Source organism: Rhizobium tropici CIAT 899, from assembly GCF_000330885.1.
In the GTDB taxonomy this organism is placed as follows: domain Bacteria; phylum Pseudomonadota; class Alphaproteobacteria; order Rhizobiales; family Rhizobiaceae; genus Rhizobium; species Rhizobium tropici.
Window position 1 is genome coordinate 807034 of record NC_020059.1, and the last position, 19275, is coordinate 826308.

A 19275-nucleotide genomic window follows, 5' to 3' on the forward strand; every position below is an offset into this window, starting at 1 on the left:
GGAGGTATGATCCCATGCCCCTGATCAACCTCCCGAATTTTGCCAGCGATCTGCTGGACGAATTCTCCGTCCGCGGAACGGAGAGGGTGGATACGCCCATCATCCAGCCGGCCGAACCCTTTCTCGATATGGCCGGCGAGGATCTTCGCCGGCGCATTTTCATGACTGAAAGCGACACCGGCGCCAGCCTTTGCCTGCGCCCGGAGTTCACTATTCCGGTCTGTCTGCAGCATATCGAAACCGCCACCGGCACGCCGAAGCGCTATTCCTATCTCGGCGAAATCTTTCGCCAGCGCCGCGAAGGCGGCCATGAGTTCTATCAGGCCGGCATAGAAGATCTGGGCGATGCCGATACGGCCGCCGCCGACGCCCGCGCCATCGGCGATGCCATCGGTATCCTGAGCCAGTTGGTGCCTGGCAAGGCACTTTCGGTGACCTTGGGCGATCAGGCCGTATTCGAGGCCGTGGTGCAGGCGCTCGGCCTGCCGTCGGGCTGGCAGAAGCGGCTGATCCATGCCTTCGGCAACATGGTGCAGCTCGAAACCCTGCTGGCGCGGCTCGCAAGCCCGCAGCCGGTTACCGGGCTCGATACGCACGTACTCGATTTCCTCAATCGCGGCGATGAGCAGGGGCTGATCAAGCATATCGACGCCACCATGCAGGCAACCGGCTATTCCACCAATGCCAGCCGTTCGCCGCAGGAAATCGCCCGGCGCCTTCGCGAGAAGCTGGTACTGTCCGAAACGCGGCTCGACGACGCGGCCTTCCGCGTACTGGAGGAGTTCTTGTCCCTGAGCGTGCCGCTCTCGGATGCTTCCGCGGCGCTGGCAGGTTTTGCCGACGCTGCGGGGCTGAAGCTCGGGAGCGCATTGAAGAGCTTCGATGCCCGCGTTGCGGCACTAGCCAAAGCCGGCGCCGACGTTTCGAAGACTGATTATCGCGCCGCTTTTGGCCGTCCGCTTGATTACTATACCGGCCTCGTCTTCGAAGTGACGGTGGAGGGATCGAGCGCGGTGCTCGCCGGTGGCGGTCGCTTCGATCGGCTGCTGACGCTCCTCGGTGCCAAGGATCGTATCCCGGCTGTCGGCTTCGCGCTCTGGCTCGATCGCATCGAAACTGCGAGGGCGGCCTGATGACCATCACGATAGCACTTCCCTCCAAGGGCCGAATGAAAGACGATTGCTCGGCAATTTTCGACCGCGCTGGAATGCCGATCGTCGCCGTCGGTAACGATCGCTCCTATCGCGGCCGTGTCGACGGTTGGGATGGAGTCGAGATCGCCTTCCTGTCGGCCTCGGAAATCTCCCGTGAGATCGGCAATGGCAGCGTCGATTTCGGTATTACCGGCGAGGATCTTGTCCGAGAGGGCATGGCGGAGGCAGATCGCCGCGTCGAATTCTGCGCAAGGCTCGGTTTCGGTCACGCCGATGTCGTCGTCGCGGTGCCGGAAATCTGGCTCGACGTCGATACCATGGCCGATCTCGGTGATGTCGCCGCCGATTTCCGCGCCCGTCATGGCCACCGGCTGACGGTCGCCACCAAATACTGGCGGCTGACGCAGCAGTTCTTCTCCAGCCAGCACGGCATTCAGCTTTATCGCATCGTCGAAAGCCTCGGAGCGACGGAGGGGGCGCCAGCTGCCGGCTCGGCCGATATCATCGTCGACATCACCTCCACCGGCTCAACGCTGCGGGCAAACCATCTGAAGATCCTGTCGGATGGGATCATCCTGCGCTCGGAAGCCTGCCTGGTGCGCGCCCGCAAGGAAAGCCACGAAGGTGATCCGATGGTTCAGCGCATCATCTCGGCCGTGCGCAGCGCGCTCTGATTTCCCAAACATTTAACGTAGAAAGGCTCGCCGGAATTCCGGCGGGCCTTTTGTCTTGGGAGACAGGCAGCGCTTAGGCGGCTGCGTAGGCACCGCGGCGTGCGTCGAGCGAGTAGACGCCTGCGCCATTGGTGGCAAGCATGATGTACGCGCCGGCGAGCGTGACGTTCTTCAGGAAGTTCACGAAGTTCAAGCCGTTGATCCAACCGTTTGCGGCAGCCGGGAAGTCGGGAACATTGACCGTCGGCAGGTGGAAGACGATGCCGGTGAAGACACAGAAGAGGGCGAGCAGCCAGCCGACGATGCGGACCTGGAAGCCGATGAGGACGCAGACGCCGGTGACGAATTCAAACGCGCCGGCAAGATAGGTGAGCAGCGTTGCGGCCGGCATACCGGCTCCGGCGATCATGCCGGCCGTACCTGCAGGATCGCTCAGCTTGCCGAAGCCGGCAAAGATGAACATGAAGGCGAGCAGGATGCGCGCCACAAGAATGATGATGTTGTTGCTATTGGACATGAGGGGTCTCCAGTAAATAGGATGGGGTGGCAGTTATTTTCTGAAGACGGATATTCGCGATTTTTGATGAGTTGAAAAGATAAACAACTGCGGACAATTAGTTCACAATCATTGAACAATGATCCGCCGAGATAGCTCTTCCCATACAAGCCCCATCGGCTATTGTGGCGGCAAATCAGTTGTCAAATCAGACCCTTCAGGAGCAAGCCCATGGCCGATCTGTCGTCCTTTCCGATCACGAAGCGCTGGCCCGCCAGCAATCCGGATATTATCCAGCTCTATTCGCTGCCAACGCCGAACGGCGTAAAGGTCTCGATTGCGCTGGAGGAGCTTGGCCTGCCCTATGAGCCGCATCTGATTTCCTTCGGCACCAATGATCAGAAATCGCCGGAATTCGTTTCGCTGAACCCGAATGGCCGCATTCCGGCAATCATCGATCCCAATGGCCCTGACGGCAAACCGATCGGCCTGTTCGAATCCGGCGCGATCCTGGTCTATCTGGCGGAAAAGACCGGCAAGCTCATTCCAAGCGATGCTGCCAGGCGCTACGAGACCCTTGAATGGGTCTTCTTCCAGATGGCAGGCGTCGGTCCCATGTTCGGCCAGTTCGGTCATTTCTTCAAATTCGCCGCCGAGAAGGTCGCCAATAACTCCTATCCGGTCGAGCGTTATCGCGATGAGGCCAAGCGCCTCCTCGGCGTGTTGGAGAGCCGCCTGCAGGGACGCGAATGGATCATGGGCGATGAATACACCATCGCCGACATCACCACTTTTCCCTGGGTTCGCGGCGTCGACGTCTTCTATGGCGGCCGCGAGGTGCTGGAGTTCGAAAGCTTCCCCTCCGTCATGGCCTGGCTGGATCGCGCTCTGGCACGTCCGGCAAGCCAGCGCGGCCTCAGCATTCCCAAGCGGGATTGATCAGGTTGAACTCGGTAGCTGGTCGGGCGAACTTGGCCGACCATGGCCGATAGTGATTTACTGCCGGGTAGCGAGCTGGCTGCCCGGCTCCAGTTTGAAGCGCGGAAACAGAAAAACGCCGACCATGCTGCCGGCATGCTGCTTATCCGCGGCAACGGACTCGCCGACACAGAAGACCGGCCGGCGATGGCCACCTGCGCCGAGCGTGGTCGTCGAGTAGCAGAAGCAGGAATTGGCCGTAGCCGCCTGCTCGAAAAGATCGAGAATACGGGCCCGATCCTGCAGGTCATAGCAATGCATGAGGCTCAGCAGGCCGCATTCCGAAGAATTCAGCCCATGCAGCATAGTGCCCCACTGCCCAAGTTTGATGATGCCGCTTGAAAGATCGCCCGTCCATCCCTCGGAAACACAGAACTGAGCCAGAAGATCGGGGTCATGACCCTCGAACTCCAGTGAGCCCGGCGCAAACGGTGCGGAAAAATTGGCCTTGGCAATCTTGAACAAGATGATCCCCATTTGAGCGCCAGGTCCCCCCTTGCGCTTTATTCAAATTCCCTTGCGTCTTCCGGATTGAATGTCTTCCCGCATGCCGCATCCGATGAAAAGCGGATCATTCGGCTCTGCTGCTTCCATTTTCCGTCATGCTTGTTCCGATTTGGGTGATCCAAGCTATGAAGTCATTTCAAGTAAAAATTCCGCGCGCCCTCAATCCTTAAGATCATAGCCATGTGCGGGCGCCGATTAAACGTGCCGAGTATAAGTAAAATTTTTGTGCATTGCAGCTAAACCTCTAGAAACGCTGCGCTGCGATTTATAAGAGCTTTTTTGAAAACGGCAATGGGGCAATTTGCGTAAATTTGCGCTACCAGAAACTTGCCGGTCTGCATCGAAACTATAGGCCACAAACAAAAAGGGCGACCCGAGGGCCGCCCTTTCGTCAATTCCGGATGTCGGATTGAACAGTCGTAACAGGCCGTTGGCCTATCACATCATGTCCATGCCGCCACTTCAGGCCGCTCGGCGGCCTGAAGCACTAAAGTGCATGGGCGAAGCTTTATGGACATTCCTGTGATGAGGCCGTTGGCCTATCACATCATGTCCATGCCGCCCATGCCGCCCATGCCGCCCGGCATGCCAGCAGGGGCATCCTTCTTCGGCAGTTCAGCGATCATGGCTTCGGTGGTGATCAGCAGCGAAGCAACCGAAGCTGCGTTCTGCAGAGCCGTACGAACAACCTTGACCGGGTCGACGATGCCCATGGCGATCATGTCGCCATATTCAGACGTCTGGGCGTTGTAGCCGTAGTTGTCTTCGTTCTTGTCGAGAACCTTGCCGACAACGATCGAAGCTTCGTCACCAGCGTTTTCTGCGATCTGGCGAACCAGCGACTGCAGGGCACGGCGAACGATGTTGACGCCGGCTTCCTGATCCTGGTTTTCACCCTTGGCAGTGATCTTCGTGGAAGAACGCAGGAGGGCGATACCGCCGCCCGGTACGATACCTTCCTGAACAGCAGCGCGCGTCGCGTTGAGAGCGTCGTCGATGCGGTCCTTCTTTTCCTTCACTTCGACTTCCGTCGAGCCGCCAACGCGGATCACGGCAACGCCGCCAGCGAGCTTGGCAAGACGTTCCTGCAGCTTCTCGCGGTCGTAGTCGGAGGTGGTTTCTTCGATCTGAGCCTTGATCTGGGCAACGCGGCCTTCGATGTCGGACTTGGCGCCAGCGCCGTCGACGATCGTGGTGTTTTCCTTGGAGATCGAAACCTTCTTGGAACGGCCGAGCATGTCGAGGGTGACGGACTCAAGCTTGATGCCGAGGTCTTCGGAGATGACAGTGCCGCCCGTCAGGATGGCGATGTCTTCCAGCATGGCCTTGCGGCGATCACCGAAGCCCGGAGCCTTGACGGCAGCGATCTTGAGGCCGCCGCGCAGCTTGTTGACGACGAGGGTCGCAAGAGCTTCGCCTTCGACGTCTTCAGCGATGATGAGGAGCGGCTTGCCGGTCTGAACGACGGCTTCGAGAACCGGGAGCATGGCCTGCAGGTTCGAGAGCTTCTTCTCGTGGAGCAGGATGAACGCGTCTTCGAGGTCGGCGATCATCTTTTCCGGGTTGGTTACGAAGTAGGGGCTGAGGTAGCCGCGGTCGAACTGCATGCCTTCGACGACTTCGAGTTCGGTTTCGGCGGTCTTGGCTTCTTCAACCGTGATGACGCCTTCATTGCCGACCTTCTGCATGGCTTCAGCAATATCGAGACCGATCTGCTTTTCGCCGTTTGCGGAGATCGTGCCGACCTGCGCAACTTCTTCCGAAGTGTTGATCTTCTTGGCCTTAGCCTGGAGATCCTTGACGACTTCTGCAACAGCGAGGTCGATACCGCGCTTCAGGTCCATCGGATTCATGCCGGCTGCAACAGCCTTGGCGCCTTCGCGAACGATCGCCTGGGCGAGAACGGTTGCAGTGGTGGTGCCGTCACCGGCGACGTCGTTGGTCTTCGAAGCAACTTCGCGGACCATCTGGGCGCCCATGTTTTCGAACTTGTCTTCGAGTTCGATTTCCTTGGCGACGGAAACGCCGTCCTTGGTGATGCGCGGAGCGCCGAAGGACTTGTCGATAACGACGTTACGACCCTTCGGGCCGAGGGTGACCTTCACTGCGTCAGCGAGGATATCGACGCCACGAAGCATCTTTTCGCGGGCGCTGCGGCCGAATTTTACTTCTTTAGCTGCCATGTTTGAAACTCCTGAATTCGCGTTTTCGGGGCTTTAAGGCCCGTCAGCTTTATCGGAAAAGGGAACCGGCCAATTAGCCGATGATGCCCATGATGTCGGCTTCCTTCATGATCAGAAGGTCTTCGCCGTTGAGCTTGACTTCAGTGCCCGACCACTTGCCGAACAGAACGCGATCGCCAACCTTGACGTCGAGTGCTACGACCTTGCCGGCCTCATCGCGAGCGCCGGAACCGACGGCGACGATCTCGCCTTCCTGCGGCTTTTCCTTGGCGGTGTCGGGAATGATGATCCCACCCTTGGTCTTTTCTTCCGACTCGACGCGACGAACGACGACGCGGTCATGAAGGGGGCGGAAATTGGTGCTTGCCATTGTCTAATCCCTCGATCAAATGACATTCACGGATCAGCGGGGATCCGTATGGATTTTGTTAGCACTCATCCTCTGAGAGTGCTAGCGACCGTGATTTAGGGGTGGCTTCAGGACGAGTCAAGGACAGCACTGTGAATTTTTTACGGCGCGCCTCGGCTTGTTTTGAGGATGATTAACGCCCAGGGCGCCGCCGCGTAGCATGTCGTTGCAAAGGTTCTCTCATTTTGCCCTCGTGAAGACAGGGCCAGGTCACGCCTTTTCCAGAGCGTCATCCCATTGCTTCCGCTGCGCAATCTTGCCGCTCGCCGACCTTGCCCACGCCTGCTGTTCAGGCCTTGTGCGACGCAAAAACCTTGCATGCCGCTCTTGTAATTTGCCGGCCGGTTTGCGATGTCAGCCCGTGATTTATTTGATGCGAGGACGGCATGGGCAAACGGATCGAGAGCTTTCGCGACATCGGCGGACTTTATGATGTTGCGCTCTGCGATGTCTGGGGCGTGCTCCATAATGGCGTCACCGCCTACAAGGAGGCCTCCATCGCGCTCGAAGCGGCCCGCGGCGAAGGCCTTGTGGTCGTCCTCATCACCAACTCTCCGCGCGTCGCTCCGAAGGTCGTCGAGCAGCTGCGGGCGATCGGTGTTCCCGACAGCGTTTACGATCGCATCATCACCTCGGGCGATGTGACACGCAAGCTGATTGCCGAAGGGCCGAGGAAGGTGTTCCTGCTCGGTCCGGAGCGCGATATCGGCATTCTGGAAGGCTTGGACGTTCAGCGCGTCGAAGCCGGCGAAGCGAAAAGCATCGTCTGCACCGGGTTCTTCGATGACGAGACCGAAACGCCTGACGATTACACCGAGATGCTGACGGCCTGGTCGGCCCGCAAGGTGCCGCTGATCTGCGCCAATCCGGATCTCGTGGTCGAGCGCGGCCATCGTATGATCCCCTGCGCCGGCGCTATGGCCGCCTATTACGAGCGGCTCGGCGGCCAGACGCGCATCGCCGGCAAGCCGCACCAGCCGATCTACGATGCAGCGATCGCCGCGGCCCGCGAGGTCAAGAGCGAATTTCCGCTGTCGCGCGTCGTGGCGATCGGCGACGGTATGCCGACCGACGTGCGCGGCGCACTCGATTACGGCCTCGATCTTCTTTATATCAGCCATGGCATCCACGCCCGCGAATATGTCGTCGAGGGGCATACGGATGAGGCCGCGCTCGGCGCCTTCCTGGCGCGCGAGCAGGCCTCGCCGAAGTGGTGGATGCCGCGCCTTGTCTGAGGAGAGTGGCAGTCGATGACCGTTTTCCATCGCAACGAAACCCGCGAGCCGCTTCCCGATGCCTTGAAGGGCGGCGTAGTCGCCATCGGCAATTTCGACGGCGTGCATCGCGGCCATCAGTCTGTGCTGACGCGCGCGCTGGAGATCGCCAGGGAGCGCGGCGTTCCGGCACTGGTGCTGACGTTCGAGCCGCATCCGCGCACGGTCTTCAAGCCCGATCAGCCCGTGTTCCGCCTGACGCCTGCGCCTTTGCGAGCGCGGCTGCTGGAAGCGCTCGGCTTCAACGCCGTCATCGAATATCCTTTCGATCGCACTTTCTCGCAGCGTTCGGCCGATGAATTCGTGCATTCGATCCTGATCGACTGGCTGCACGCATCGGAAGTCGTCACCGGCTTCGATTTCCATTTCGGCCATGATCGTCAGGGAGGCCCCGCCTTCCTCATGAATGCCGGCAGCCACAACGGCTTCGGCGTGACGTTGATCGATGCCTTCCGCGACGAAAACACGGAGGTCATCTCGTCGAGCCGCATTCGTACGCTGCTCGCGGAAGGCGATGTCGCCCAAGCAGCCGGTCTGCTCGGCTTTCGCTATACCGTTCAGGCGCCCGTCATTGGCGGCGAAAAGCTCGGCCGCACGCTCGGCTTCCCTACGGCAAACATGCAGCTGCCGCCCGAGACATCGCTGAGGGCAGGCATCTATGCTGTTCGCTTCCGGACTGCAGATGGCATCATTCGGGATGGCGTTGCCAGTTACGGCCGGCGTCCGACGGTAACGGACAACGGGGCGCCGCTGCTGGAAACCTTTGTCTTCGATTTCAGCGGCGATCTCTACGGACAGGTCTGTTCGGTCTCCTTCTTCGGTTATCTCCGCCCCGAGCTGAAGTTCGACGGCTTGGACCCGCTGGTCGCGCAAATCCGTAAGGACGAAGATGAGGCGAGGGCGCTGCTCGCCGGTGTCCAGCCGCTCAGCGAGCTCGACCGGGTCATCGCTTTCATCTGATATTTCCCAAGTGGCTGCCGTTCGAATACGGCACCTTGCCGTTTCGAGGGAACTCTCCGACTGCGGGTGTGCATCGACACCCCTGGCAAGCTGTTGAATTCGTGTCCGACAAGGGTCATTGTTCTGCGCCGGTTCTTGGGAGGAACAATCGTTGACATTACGCAATCAGATTATTGCGCTCGCGCCTCTAGTTATCTCGATCCTGGCAATCACGGCCTTCATTACATGGCAGTCGGCCAATCTTACCAAGAACAATATCGAGACCTTCGAACAGAACATGTTGAAGGCAAAGGAAACGGAAATCGTCAACCTGACGGACCTCGCTGTCTCGGCCATTCAGGCGACCTATCGGGACGCGGCGCCGGACGATCAGACCGCGAAGGATAAAGTAGCCGAGATCCTGACCTCCCTTGACTATGGCCCGGATGGATACTTTTTTGTCTACGATTATGATGGGAACAACATCGTTCATCCGCGTGAGGGATTTCGCAACGGCCGGAATTGGCTCGATTTGACCGATCCGGACGGGGACAGGGTCATCGCGGAGCTCATCAAGACGGCAAAAGCCGGCGGGGGCCTGCACCAGTACAAATGGGAAAAGCCCTCTACCGGCCGCATGGCCGACAAGCTCTCATTCGTCGTCGGCCTTGATAAATGGCACTGGGTCGTCGGAACCGGTGTCTATCTGGACGATATTTTCACCCAGACCGCCGCCGCCAACACCGCCATGCGGGCAAACATAAAGGGAACCTTCATCGTCGTCACACTCATTGCCGTTCCTGCCGTTCTGGTCGTCTTCACGACCTGCATGCTGCTGACGTTCCGTGAGCGACGCATGGCTGATGGCCGGCTCAAGGAGCTGACGCAAAGAGTGATCGATACGCAGGAGGAGGAGCGCGCCCGTCTTGCCCGCGAATTGCACGACGGCGTGTCGCAGAATCTCCTTGGCGTGCGCTACGTCATGGATCTCGCCAACCGCAAAGTGCGAAACCAGGTCGACGATGCCGTCACGACGATCGAGAAGGGTATCGATACCCTTAACAGCGCGATCAAGGACATCAGGCGACTTTCGCACGATCTCCGCCCCCGCGTGCTCGATGATCTCGGCTTGACGGCCGCGCTCACCGCACTCGCGAACAATTTCGGTGAGCGGACCGGGATCGCAACCGAGATCGAGGCTTCGGGCTTCACCAGCCTGCTGAAGCCCGAAGCCAATACAGCGCTCTACCGTGTTGCCCAGGAAGCCTTGAACAACGTCGAACGTCATTCCGGTGCGACGCGTCTTACGATCAAACTTTGGAATGATCGGGGGCGGGCGCGCTTGAGAATTTCGGACAATGGTATTGGTTTTGAAGGCGCCGGTGACGGCAAGGGTGGGCTCGGGCTTAGAAACATGCAGGAGCGGATGGCGCATTTCCGTGGCCTGCTTCTCGTTCAAAGCACGGCCGGTGGCACGACGCTTATTGCGATGCTGCCGAAATCGGCCAATGCCTTGCCAAGAGCAAAGGTGGATGCGGCATGAGCAGAGACAGGATCAGCGTTCTGCTGATCGACAATCACCCCGTGGTGCTAGACGGACTGAAAGCCGTGCTGGAAACTTTCGACCACATAGAGGTGGTTGGGACGGCAAGCCTTGCGCAAAGCGGCCTTGAGGTCGGTCGGCGGACACTGCCACAAGTGACCTTGATGGATATCAACATGCCGAAGCTGAGTGGCATCGATGCGATAGAACTCTTTCGCCGGGAGCTTCCGGAGACGCGGATCGTGATGCTTTCCATGCATGACAGCCGCGAATACATCTCCTCGTCGATCATGCGCGGTGCCGTCGGATATATCCTCAAGGACGTTTCGACCGACGAAGTCGTCTGTGCCATTGAGACTGTGGCGGCCGGTGGAACTTATTTCTCGTCAGGCGTTCGCGATATACTGGTGGCGGACGCGCTGCAAAAAGAAGCCGACCGTCTGACGCCGCGCGAGCGTCGCATTCTGGGTTTGATCGTTACAGGCAGGAGCAATCGTGAGATTGCCGAGGAACTTCAGATCACGCCCGCAACGGCGGAAACGCATCGCAAGAATTTGAAGAAGAAGCTAGGCATCGCAACGACGGCCGGCCTGATCCGTTACGCCCTCGACCACGGCATCGCAACCACGGCGTTGTAACGGCCGTCTACCCACTTCTGGGTAGGTTCGACGATTCCGCATCAGCTAATATCTTGTTCGGGCGGCAGACTCGCCGTAGGACTTTAGCAGCGGCTGGCCTCAGGCGGGCCGTCGGGAGGAATTCACATCCGTTAGTCTGGCTCTGCACAGGCAAAGTTCATCGGCTTCAGCCCTTGAGCGCACATTGCAATCGCAGGCTGATACACTCCTTCCGCTCTGACAACTGCAAAGGTGGCGCGCAGGCACCGCGTGAGAGGTATCGGACATGGATAGACGTTTCGGGACGGCGGCCTGCTGGCTGCTCGTTATTCCCTATATTGGTTTGCTTTGGGTCCCCTTCTACAACTGCCACGATCCTGTGCTGTTGGGTTTCCCCTTCTTCTACTGGTATCAGCTGGCGTGGGTGCCAATCACCGCTATTCTGACCTGGATCGCCTATCGGAGCATGCGCCATGATGACTGATATCGATCCGACCGCGCTCTCCGTCTTCATCTTCTTTCTGGCGCTCGTGACCGTCATGGGCTTTGTCGCTGCCCGCTGGCGCAGGCCGAAGACCCTTGCCCATATCGACGAATGGGGCCTTGGCGGCCGCACCTTCGGCACCTGGATTACCTGGTTCCTCGTCGGCGGCGATTTTTATACGGCCTATACGGTCATTGCCGTCCCGGCTCTGGTCTATACCGTCGGTGCCTATGGCTTCTTCGCGCTACCCTATACGATCGTCGTCTATCCGTTCGTCTTCATGGTCATGCCGCTTCTCTGGAGGCGTGCGAAGGATCATGGTTACGTCACGGCCGGCGATATCGTACACGGCCAATATGGCTCGCGGGCGCTGGAACTGGCAGTCGCTCTGACGGGCGTAATCGCGACCATGCCTTATATCGCCCTACAGCTCGTCGGCATGACGGCGGTGTTCAAGGCGCTCGGACTTCATGGTGAACTGCCGCTCGCCGTCGCCTTCATCATCCTGGCGCTTTATACCTATTCGGCCGGCCTTCGCGCTCCGGCGCTGATCGCCTTCGTCAAGGACATCATGATCTATATCGTGGTGATTGCTGCCATCGCCCTGATCCCTGCCAAGCTTGGCGGCTACGCCAATGTCTTTGCGGCGGCCGATGCGGATTTCAAGGCCAAGGGGGCGGGTAGTCTGCTGCTCGGCGGCAACCAGTACGTCGCCTACGCGACCTTGGCGCTCGGCTCGGCGCTGGCGGCCTTCATGTATCCGCATACGCTGACCGGCATCTTCGCCTCCAACAGCGGCAACACCATCCGCAAGAATGCGGTGCTGTTGCCGGCCTACACGCTGCTGCTCGGTCTCTTGGCGCTGCTCGGCTATATGGGCCACGCGGCAAATCTGAAGCTGGACAGCGCCAATGACGTGGTGCCGGCGCTGTTCCAGACATTGTTCTCGAGCTGGTTTGCGGGCTTTGCCTTCGCGGCCATCGCCATCGGCGCGCTCGTTCCCGCGGCCGTGATGAGCATTGGCGCTGCCAATCTCTTCACCCGCAACTTCTGGAAGGCTTACATTGATCCGCAGGTTTCCGATGCCGGCGAGGCGAAGGTCGCCAAGATGACATCGCTTGTCGTCAAGGTCGGCGCGCTTCTCGTCATCATTTTCCTGCCGACGCAGTTCGCGCTCGATCTCCAGCTTTTGGGCGGCATCTGGATCCTGCAGACGCTGCCGGCTCTGGTCTTCGGTCTCTATACTAAGTGGTTCCGTGCACCGGCACTGCTCGCCGGCTGGTTCGTCGGCTTCTTCGGCGGAACCTATCTCGTCTGGGATGCCGGCTGGAAACCGCTGCATATGGTCCCGCTCGGCGAAACCGGCTTCACCGTCTATACGGGGCTGCTGGCGCTTCTTGCCAATATCGTCGTGGCCGTCATCGTCAACGCGGTCGTGCCGGCACGGGCAGCAGCACGCGCCTGATTAGATAGACCCTCAAATTGGCCGCGGACGGAAACGTCCGCGGCCTTTCTGTGCGTTGCCGCGACTGTTTCCTCTTCCTTTCCCTGGAAAAAACGCCTATGAACCGGCGACCATGACCCAATTTCGGCTGAGCCACGCGATACGAATTATTGGCCCGGCCTTCCGCGCGCTTTAAGCTGCCGGAAGGTCCGGGTTTTTGGCGTCTCGTTCACGAGGCGCTTTCCGCCGCCGAAAAATCCCCGTATGGCTGCGCCAGTTGAGGCGCAAGACGCCCGAGACACCGAGGCAATTGTCACGACTATGACCGATACCGCTGAAAAGATGGATTACTCCAAGACCCTTTACCTGCCGGAAACCGATTTTCCGATGCGCGCCGGACTGCCGCAGAAGGAGCCGGAGCTGGTGGCCCGCTGGAACGAGATGGATCTCTACAAGAAGCTGCGCGCCTCTGCCGCCGGCCGTGAAAAGTTCGTGCTGCACGACGGACCGCCCTATGCCAACGGCCACATCCATATCGGCCACGCGCTCAATAAGATCCTCAAGGACGTCATCACCCGCTCGTTCCAGATGCGTGGCTACGACAGCAACTATGTTCCCGGCTGGGATTGCCACGGCCTGCCGATCGAATGGAAGATCGAGGAAAAGTACCGCGAGAAGGGCAAGAACAAGGACGAGGTTCCGGTGAACGAGTTTCGCCAGGAATGCCGCGACTTTGCCGCCGGCTGGATCAAGATCCAGTCCGAGGAGTTCAAGCGCTTGGGCATCACGGGCGATTTCGACAATCCCTATCTCACAATGAACTTCCATGCGGAATCCCGCATCGCCGGCGAGCTTCTGAAGATCGCCCGCACCGGCCAGCTCTACCGCGGCTCCAAGCCGGTCATGTGGTCGGTGGTCGAGCGGACGGCTCTGGCCGAAGCCGAAGTCGAATATGCCGACGTCGAGAGCGACATGATCTGGGTCAAGTTCCCGGTGGCTGAAGGCCCGGCACATCTTGCCGGCGCCTTTGTCGTCATCTGGACGACCACCCCCTGGACGATCCCCGGCAATCGCGCGATCGCATACTCCTCGCGCGTGTCCTACGGACTCTATGAGGTCACGGAAGCGGCCAATGATTTCGGCCCGCGCCCGGGCGAAAAGCTTGTTTTCGCCGACAAGCTGGCAGAGGAATCCTTCGCCAAGGCAAAGCTGCAATATAAGCGCGTGAGCGACGTGACCGCCGCCGATCTGGCCGCACTCACCTGTGCTCATCCGCTCGCCTCTCTCGGTTACGGCTTCAAGGTGCCGCTGCTCGACGGCGATCATGTGACCGATGATGCCGGCACCGGCTTCGTGCACACGGCGCCCAGCCACGGCCGCGAAGACTTTGACGCCTGGACGTCGCATGCCCGCGATCTTGAAAAGCGCGGCATTTCCTCCGCCATCCCGTTCCCGGTCGACGACGCGGGCTTCTACACCGCCGATGCCCCGGGCTTCGAAGGCGGCCGCGTCATGGACGACAACGGCAAGAAGGGCAATGCCAACGACCTCGTCATCAAGGCGCTGATCGAGACGAACACGCTGTTTGCGCGCGGCAGGCTGAAGCATTCCTATCCGCACTCCTGGCGGTCGAAGAAGCCGGTCATCTTCCGCAACACGCCGCAATGGTTCGTCTACATGGACAAGGACCTTGCCGACGGTTCGACGCTGCGGTCTCGCGCCCTGAAGGCGATCGACGATACCCGCTTCGTGCCGGCTGCCGGCCAGAACCGTCTGCGCGCCATGATCGAGCAGCGCCCGGATTGGGTCCTCTCGCGCCAGCGCGCCTGGGGTGTGCCGATCGCGATCTTCGTCGACGAGCAGGGCAACATCCTGCAGGACGATCGTGTGAACGCCCGTATCCTTGAGGCTTTCGAAGAGGAAGGCGCCGACGCCTGGTTCGCGGAAGGTGCGCGCGAGCGTTTCCTCGGCGAAAAGGCCAACGAGCCCTGGACGCAGGTCATGGACATCCTTGACGTGTGGTTCGACTCTGGCTCGACCCACACCTTCACGCTGGAAGACCGCCCGGACCTGAAGTGGCCGGCCGACCTCTATCTCGAAGGCTCCGACCAGCATCGCGGCTGGTTCCATTCGTCACTGCTCGAAAGTGCCGCGACCCGTGGCCGCGCGCCATACGATGCCGTCCTCACCCATGGCTTCACCATGGATGAGAAGGGCGAGAAGATGTCGAAGTCCAAGGGCAACGTCACCTCGCCGCAAGAGGTGATGAAGGATGCCGGCGCCGATATCCTCCGTCTCTGGGTCATGACATCGGACTATTCGGAGGATCTGCGTGTCGGCAAGGCCATCATCCAGACCAATGTCGATGCCTATCGCAAGCTGCGCAATACCATCCGCTGGATGCTCGGCACGCTCGCGCACGACAAGGGCGAAGTCATCGCCTATGCCGACATGCCGGAGCTGGAGCAGCTGATGCTGCATCGTCTCGCCGAACTCGATGAGCTGGTGCGCGAAAGCTACGACGCCTTCGACTTCAAGCGTATCGCCCGTGCCTTGATCGATTTCGCCAATGTCGAGCTTTCGGCCTTCTACTTCGACGTCCGCAAGGATGCGCTCTACTGCGATGCGCCGTCGAGCCTGCGCCGCCGCGCCTCACTCGCCGTCATCCGAACGATCTTCGATTGCATGGTGACATGGCTGGCGCCGATGCTGCCTTTCACCACGGAAGAGGCGTGGCTGTCGCGCAATCCGTCTGCGGTTTCGGTTCACCTCGAACAGTTCGTCACCATTCCCGCCGAATGGAAGAACGAGGCGCTGGCCGAGAAGTGGAAGAAGATCCGCGCTGTGCGCAGCGTCGTTACCGGCGCGCTGGAAATCGAGCGCAAGGACAAGCGGATCGGCTCCTCTCTGGAAGCTGCTCCGGTCGTCTACGTCGCCGACCCCGAGCTGCTGAAGGTGCTCGAGGGCCAGGATTTCTCGGAAATCTGCATCACCTCCGATATCACCATCCTGGGTGAGCAGGGTCCTGCGGATGCCTTCCGCCTCGACGACGATGCCAAGGTCAGTGTCGTGCCGAAGCTCGCGGAGGGCCGAAAGTGCGCCCGTTCCTGGCGCATCACGACGGATGTCGGCTCCGATCCGGAATACCCTGATGTCTCGGCGCGTGACGCCGCGGCACTGCGCGAACTTGCCGCTGTCAACTGAAGAAAATTACCGGATGAATTGCCTTTGCGGCGTTCATCCGGTAAAAGCTGCCTGAAAATGGCCAGAATTTTACGGCAGTTGCCGTTGAATGGGGTCATATTGCGTTTATTCCGGCATGGCTGGGAAGGGTTTTCATGAGAGCGATGCATAAGGTTCGTGTCGGCGTCAGCTTGGCGGCACTTGTGGTTGGCTGCGGCGCCATGTCCGGTTGCCTGAGCAGCCCGACTTACGGCACCGACAAGACGGCCGGCGTCCAGCTCCTGGATGACCTCGGCGACATCGCCTCCGTTTCGGCCGCAACGCCGAAGGACAAGGGTGTGAAGTATCCGAACCGCCCGGGTCTGGTCGTTGCCGGAAGCAAAGACACTCTGACCGCTCCGCAGCAGTCCCTGGCAAGCAAGGACAACCCGGCCTGGCTCGAATCTCCGGAAGACGCCCGCAAGCGCCTTGCTGAGGAAGCCGACGAGAAGAAGAACGACGTCAACTATCGTTCGCCGTTGGCTCAGGCCGACAGCGCCAAGAATCACATGAGCGAAGCACAGCAGACGGCAGCCTATCGTGCCGCGCGCCAGGACCAGGCCGGCACGTATGACCAGCGCCGCTATCTGATCGATCCGCCGCAGGGATATCGTCAGGTTGCCGACCAGGCTGCCCTCAACGATCTCGGTACGCCCGAGTCGAAGAAGGAAAAGAAGCGCAAGAAGGACGCCGAGGCCGCGCAGCAGACCAGCAACAGCAGCTGGTGGAAGCCGTTCCAATAAAAGCCCTCAAGGCGGCGGCATCAAAACCGCCGCTTTTCAGTCTTCGGAGCGTTTCGCTTGGAAGAAACCTCTGAGGATGTCGGCGGATGCGGTCTCGCCGAGGCCGGAATAGACCTCCGGCGCATGATGGCAGGTCGGCTGGCGATAGAAGCGCACGCCATTGTCGACACCGCCGCCTTTGGGATCCTCGGCGCCATAGTAGAGACGTCGGATGCGCGCGAACGAAATGGCCGCCGCGCACATGGTGCAGGGTTCCAGCGTTACATAGAGATCGGCGCCCGCAAGACGTTCCTGGCCCAATTCCTCGCAGGCCAGGCGGATGGCGACGATTTCGGCGTGGGCGGTGATGTCGTTGAGCTCGCGGGTACGGTTGCCGGCTGTGGCGATGACCTTGCCGTCGAGCACGACTGCGGCGCCGATCGGCACTTCGCCGCGCTCTCCGGCACGGCGCGCTTCGGCCAAAGCAAGCTCCATGTATCGATTTGTAGCCGCCATTCAAGTTTTTCCACTTAACCGCAGGGGCGTGACCTGATAGGAACACGCGTTAAAAATTCAGGCAAACAACAAATGACGATGAATGACAAGCCCAAGCGGCCTGGGTCTAAACCCTTTGCTGGCGACAAGAAGACGATAAAGCGAGATGGCGCGAAGCCTGCGAAGGCCGCAACCGTCAAGGCCGCGGATGAAACCGCCGTCGAGGATGGAAAGGCCGAGCGCATTTCCAAGGTGATGGCGCGCGCCGGCGTTGCCTCGCGCCGCGATATCGAGCGCATGATCCTGGATGGTCGCGTCAAGCTGAACGGCGTGTTGCTCGATACGCCCGTGGTCAACGTGACACTCGCCGACAAGATCGAGGTCGACGACGTCCCGATCCGCGGCATCGAGCGCACCCGCCTGTGGCTCTATCACAAGCCGGCAGGCCTGGTGACCACCAATGCCGATCCTGAGGGACGCCCGACCGTTTTCGATAATCTGCCGGAAGAGCTGCCGCGCGTCATGTCGATCGGCCGCCTCGATATCAACACCGAAGGCTTGCTGCTGCTGACCAATGACGGCGGCCTTGCCCGTGTTCTGGAATTGCCGACCACCGGCTGGCTGCGCCGTTATCGCGTGCGCGCTCATGGTGAGATCGATCAGGAAGCGCTCGACAAGCTGAAGGAAGGCATTGCCGTTGACGGCGTGCTCTATGGCTCGATCGACGCGACGCTCGACCGCACGCAAGGGTCCAACGTCTGGATCACCATGGGCCTGCGCGAAGGCAAGAACCGCGAAATCAAGAACGTGCTCGGCGCGCTTGGCCTCGAGGTCAACCGCCTGATCCGCATCTCTTATGGCCCGTTCCAGCTCGGCGAGCTGCCGGAAGGCCATGTGCTCGAGGTGCGCGGCCGCACGCTGCGCGATCAGCTTGGCCCCCGCCTGGTCGATGATGCCAAGGCGAATTTCGACGCGCCGCTCTATAATGCCCCGGCTGTTGCCGAGCCCGAAGAGGCGGATGCCAAGCTGGCGCGGACGGCCCCGGTTCGTGCAGGCAAGGAAGAGCGCCCGCGTCGGGAGCGTCCTGAGGACAAGCGCGAACGTGCGCTCAGCCGTCTCGATACCAAACGCGATGCCAAGCGCGACGATCGTCGCGATGGTGGGCACAAGGACGATGATCGTCAGAAGCGCCAGCCGCTCGGCCCGCGCCGCAGCGCCAATGTCTGGATGGCGCCCGGCGCCCGCCCGCTCGGCGAAAAGGCAGCCGCGAAGGCGGCAAAGACCGCAAAGACCGCCTCCCGGCGCGGCGAGCCCGAACGCCCGCAGCGCAGCGGCTTCGACCGTCCGGACGAAGGCCCGCGCGTCCGCATCAATCGCGTCGACGAGGGCGATGGCGAGTGGATTCGTTCGAGCGAGGAAGCTCCGCGCCGGTCGCGTGGCGAGGATGAAGGTTTTGACCGCAAGCGCTCCGACCGCCCGCGTGGTGATCGCCCATTTGGCGATCGTCCTTCGCGCGGCGACCGACCCTTTGGCGACAAGCCTCGCGGTGAGCGTTCCTATGGTGATAAGCCGCGTGGCGAGCGTGGTTCTCGGTCGGAGGGCGGTGAACGTCCCCGCGCAAAATCCTTTCAGGGTGAGGCTCGCTCGGAGCGTCCGCGCGGTGAACGCCCGTTTGGGGATCGTCCTCCCCGTGGCGATCGTCCGTTTGGCGACAAGCCACGCGGCGCTCGCCCCTACGGGGACAAGCCCCGTGGTGATAGGCCATTCAGCGACCGTCCCCGTGATGATCGTCGAACCCGAGCCGAGGGCGAAGAGCGTCCGCGTGCAAGATCTTTGGATGGCGAGCAGCGTTCCGAACGTCCGCGTGGCGACCGTCCGTTTGGGGATCGTCCTCCGCGCGGGGATCGTCCTTTCGGCGATCGTCCGCAGGGTGATCGCCCGGCCGGCAAGCCCTTTGGCAAGAAGCCGGGCGGCGGCAAATCCTTTGGCGGCAAGCCGGGCGGAAAACCCGGTGGTTCGCGTGGCTTTGGCGGCAAGCCCGGCGGTGCAGGTCGCCCCTCTGGCGGTCCGCGCGGCGGTTCTGGTCGGGGTGGCCCCGGCAGGGGCGGTCCCAAGGGCGGCAGGGGCTGACGCG

General features: G+C 60.7%; 17 protein-coding genes. 12 read left to right on the forward strand and 5 right to left on the reverse strand.

All coding sequences use genetic code 11. The features are described from left to right. Positions 1 to 14: 14 nt before the first annotated feature. The gene (locus RTCIAT899_RS03910; RefSeq protein ID WP_015338927.1) at positions 15 to 1133 is read left to right on the forward strand and encodes an ATP phosphoribosyltransferase regulatory subunit; all 1119 of its coding nucleotides are present in this window, start codon (positions 15 to 17) and stop codon (positions 1131 to 1133) included. Further along, a complete protein-coding gene (gene hisG / locus RTCIAT899_RS03915; protein ID WP_015338928.1) occupies positions 1133 to 1828 on the forward strand; it encodes an ATP phosphoribosyltransferase in 696 nt (231 codons plus the stop codon). Before RTCIAT899_RS03910 ends, hisG begins: the two co-directional genes overlap by 1 nt. Before the next feature lie 73 nt (positions 1829 to 1901). Here the strand turns inward: hisG and RTCIAT899_RS03920 are convergent, their stop codons facing one another. Beyond that, on the reverse strand, positions 1902 to 2345 hold the full coding sequence (locus RTCIAT899_RS03920) for a DoxX family protein (protein ID WP_015338929.1): 444 nt from the start codon (positions 2343 to 2345) through the stop codon (positions 1902 to 1904). Between the two features lie 210 nt (positions 2346 to 2555). Between RTCIAT899_RS03920 and RTCIAT899_RS03925 the strand changes: the two genes are divergently transcribed. After that, positions 2556 to 3263 (forward strand): glutathione binding-like protein, encoded by a 708-nt coding sequence (locus tag RTCIAT899_RS03925; protein ID WP_015338930.1) that lies wholly within the window; start codon positions 2556 to 2558, stop codon positions 3261 to 3263. A 57-nt stretch (positions 3264 to 3320) separates the two neighbouring features. Here RTCIAT899_RS03925 and RTCIAT899_RS03930 read toward each other — a convergent pair whose 3' ends face one another. The 3 genes from RTCIAT899_RS03930 to groES all read right to left on the reverse strand — a co-directional run bounded on the left by RTCIAT899_RS03930 (position 3321) and on the right by groES (position 6362). After that, a complete protein-coding gene (locus tag RTCIAT899_RS03930) occupies positions 3321 to 3779 on the reverse strand; it encodes a hypothetical protein (protein WP_015338931.1) in 459 nt (152 codons plus the stop codon). 572 nt (positions 3780 to 4351) lie between these two features. Next, a complete protein-coding gene (gene groL / locus RTCIAT899_RS03935) occupies positions 4352 to 5992 on the reverse strand; it encodes a chaperonin GroEL (protein WP_015338932.1) in 1641 nt (546 codons plus the stop codon). 73 nt (positions 5993 to 6065) lie between these two features. Then, positions 6066 to 6362, reverse strand: coding sequence for a co-chaperone GroES (groES, locus tag RTCIAT899_RS03940; RefSeq protein ID WP_015338933.1), 297 nt, complete (start codon positions 6360 to 6362; stop codon positions 6066 to 6068). Positions 6363 to 6787: 425 nt separating this feature from the next. On the opposite strand from groES, the gene RTCIAT899_RS03945 reads away from it, so the two are divergent. The 8 genes from RTCIAT899_RS03945 to RTCIAT899_RS03980 all read left to right on the forward strand — a co-directional run bounded on the left by RTCIAT899_RS03945 (position 6788) and on the right by RTCIAT899_RS03980 (position 16667). Next, positions 6788 to 7636, forward strand: coding sequence for a TIGR01459 family HAD-type hydrolase (locus RTCIAT899_RS03945; protein ID WP_015338935.1), 849 nt, complete (start codon positions 6788 to 6790; stop codon positions 7634 to 7636). 15 nt (positions 7637 to 7651) lie between these two features. Beyond that, positions 7652 to 8635 (forward strand): bifunctional riboflavin kinase/FAD synthetase, encoded by a 984-nt coding sequence (locus tag RTCIAT899_RS03950; protein WP_015338936.1) that lies wholly within the window; start codon positions 7652 to 7654, stop codon positions 8633 to 8635. Positions 8636 to 8786: 151 nt separating this feature from the next. After that, a complete protein-coding gene (gene mctS, locus RTCIAT899_RS03955) occupies positions 8787 to 10157 on the forward strand; it encodes a two-component system sensor histidine kinase MctS (RefSeq protein ID WP_015338937.1) in 1371 nt (456 codons plus the stop codon). Further along, the gene (gene mctR, locus RTCIAT899_RS03960; protein ID WP_015338938.1) at positions 10154 to 10795 is read left to right on the forward strand and encodes a two-component system response regulator MctR; all 642 of its coding nucleotides are present in this window, start codon (positions 10154 to 10156) and stop codon (positions 10793 to 10795) included. The genes mctS and mctR overlap by 4 nt, the downstream gene beginning before the upstream one ends. A gap of 265 nt (positions 10796 to 11060) precedes the next feature. Continuing rightward, on the forward strand, positions 11061 to 11258 hold the full coding sequence (locus RTCIAT899_RS03965; RefSeq protein WP_015338939.1) for a DUF3311 domain-containing protein: 198 nt from the start codon (positions 11061 to 11063) through the stop codon (positions 11256 to 11258). Continuing rightward, complete coding sequence (mctP, locus tag RTCIAT899_RS03970) at positions 11248 to 12723, forward strand: monocarboxylate uptake permease MctP (RefSeq protein ID WP_015338940.1); 1476 nt, start codon at positions 11248 to 11250, stop codon at positions 12721 to 12723. Before RTCIAT899_RS03965 ends, mctP begins: the two co-directional genes overlap by 11 nt. Before the next feature lie 300 nt (positions 12724 to 13023). After that, entirely contained in the window at positions 13024 to 15906 is a 2883-nt protein-coding gene (ileS, locus tag RTCIAT899_RS03975) for an isoleucine--tRNA ligase (RefSeq protein ID WP_015338941.1), read from the forward strand. A 134-nt stretch (positions 15907 to 16040) separates the two neighbouring features. After that, complete coding sequence (locus tag RTCIAT899_RS03980; RefSeq protein WP_041677235.1) at positions 16041 to 16667, forward strand: hypothetical protein; 627 nt, start codon at positions 16041 to 16043, stop codon at positions 16665 to 16667. 36 nt (positions 16668 to 16703) lie between these two features. Here RTCIAT899_RS03980 and RTCIAT899_RS03985 read toward each other — a convergent pair whose 3' ends face one another. After that, complete coding sequence (locus RTCIAT899_RS03985) at positions 16704 to 17162, reverse strand: nucleoside deaminase (protein ID WP_015338943.1); 459 nt, start codon at positions 17160 to 17162, stop codon at positions 16704 to 16706. Positions 17163 to 17234: 72 nt separating this feature from the next. Here RTCIAT899_RS03985 and RTCIAT899_RS03990 point away from each other — a divergent pair, with 72 nt between their 5' ends. Beyond that, on the forward strand, positions 17235 to 19271 hold the full coding sequence (locus tag RTCIAT899_RS03990; RefSeq protein WP_015338944.1) for a pseudouridine synthase: 2037 nt from the start codon (positions 17235 to 17237) through the stop codon (positions 19269 to 19271). The last annotated feature ends 4 nt before the right edge of the window (positions 19272 to 19275 follow it).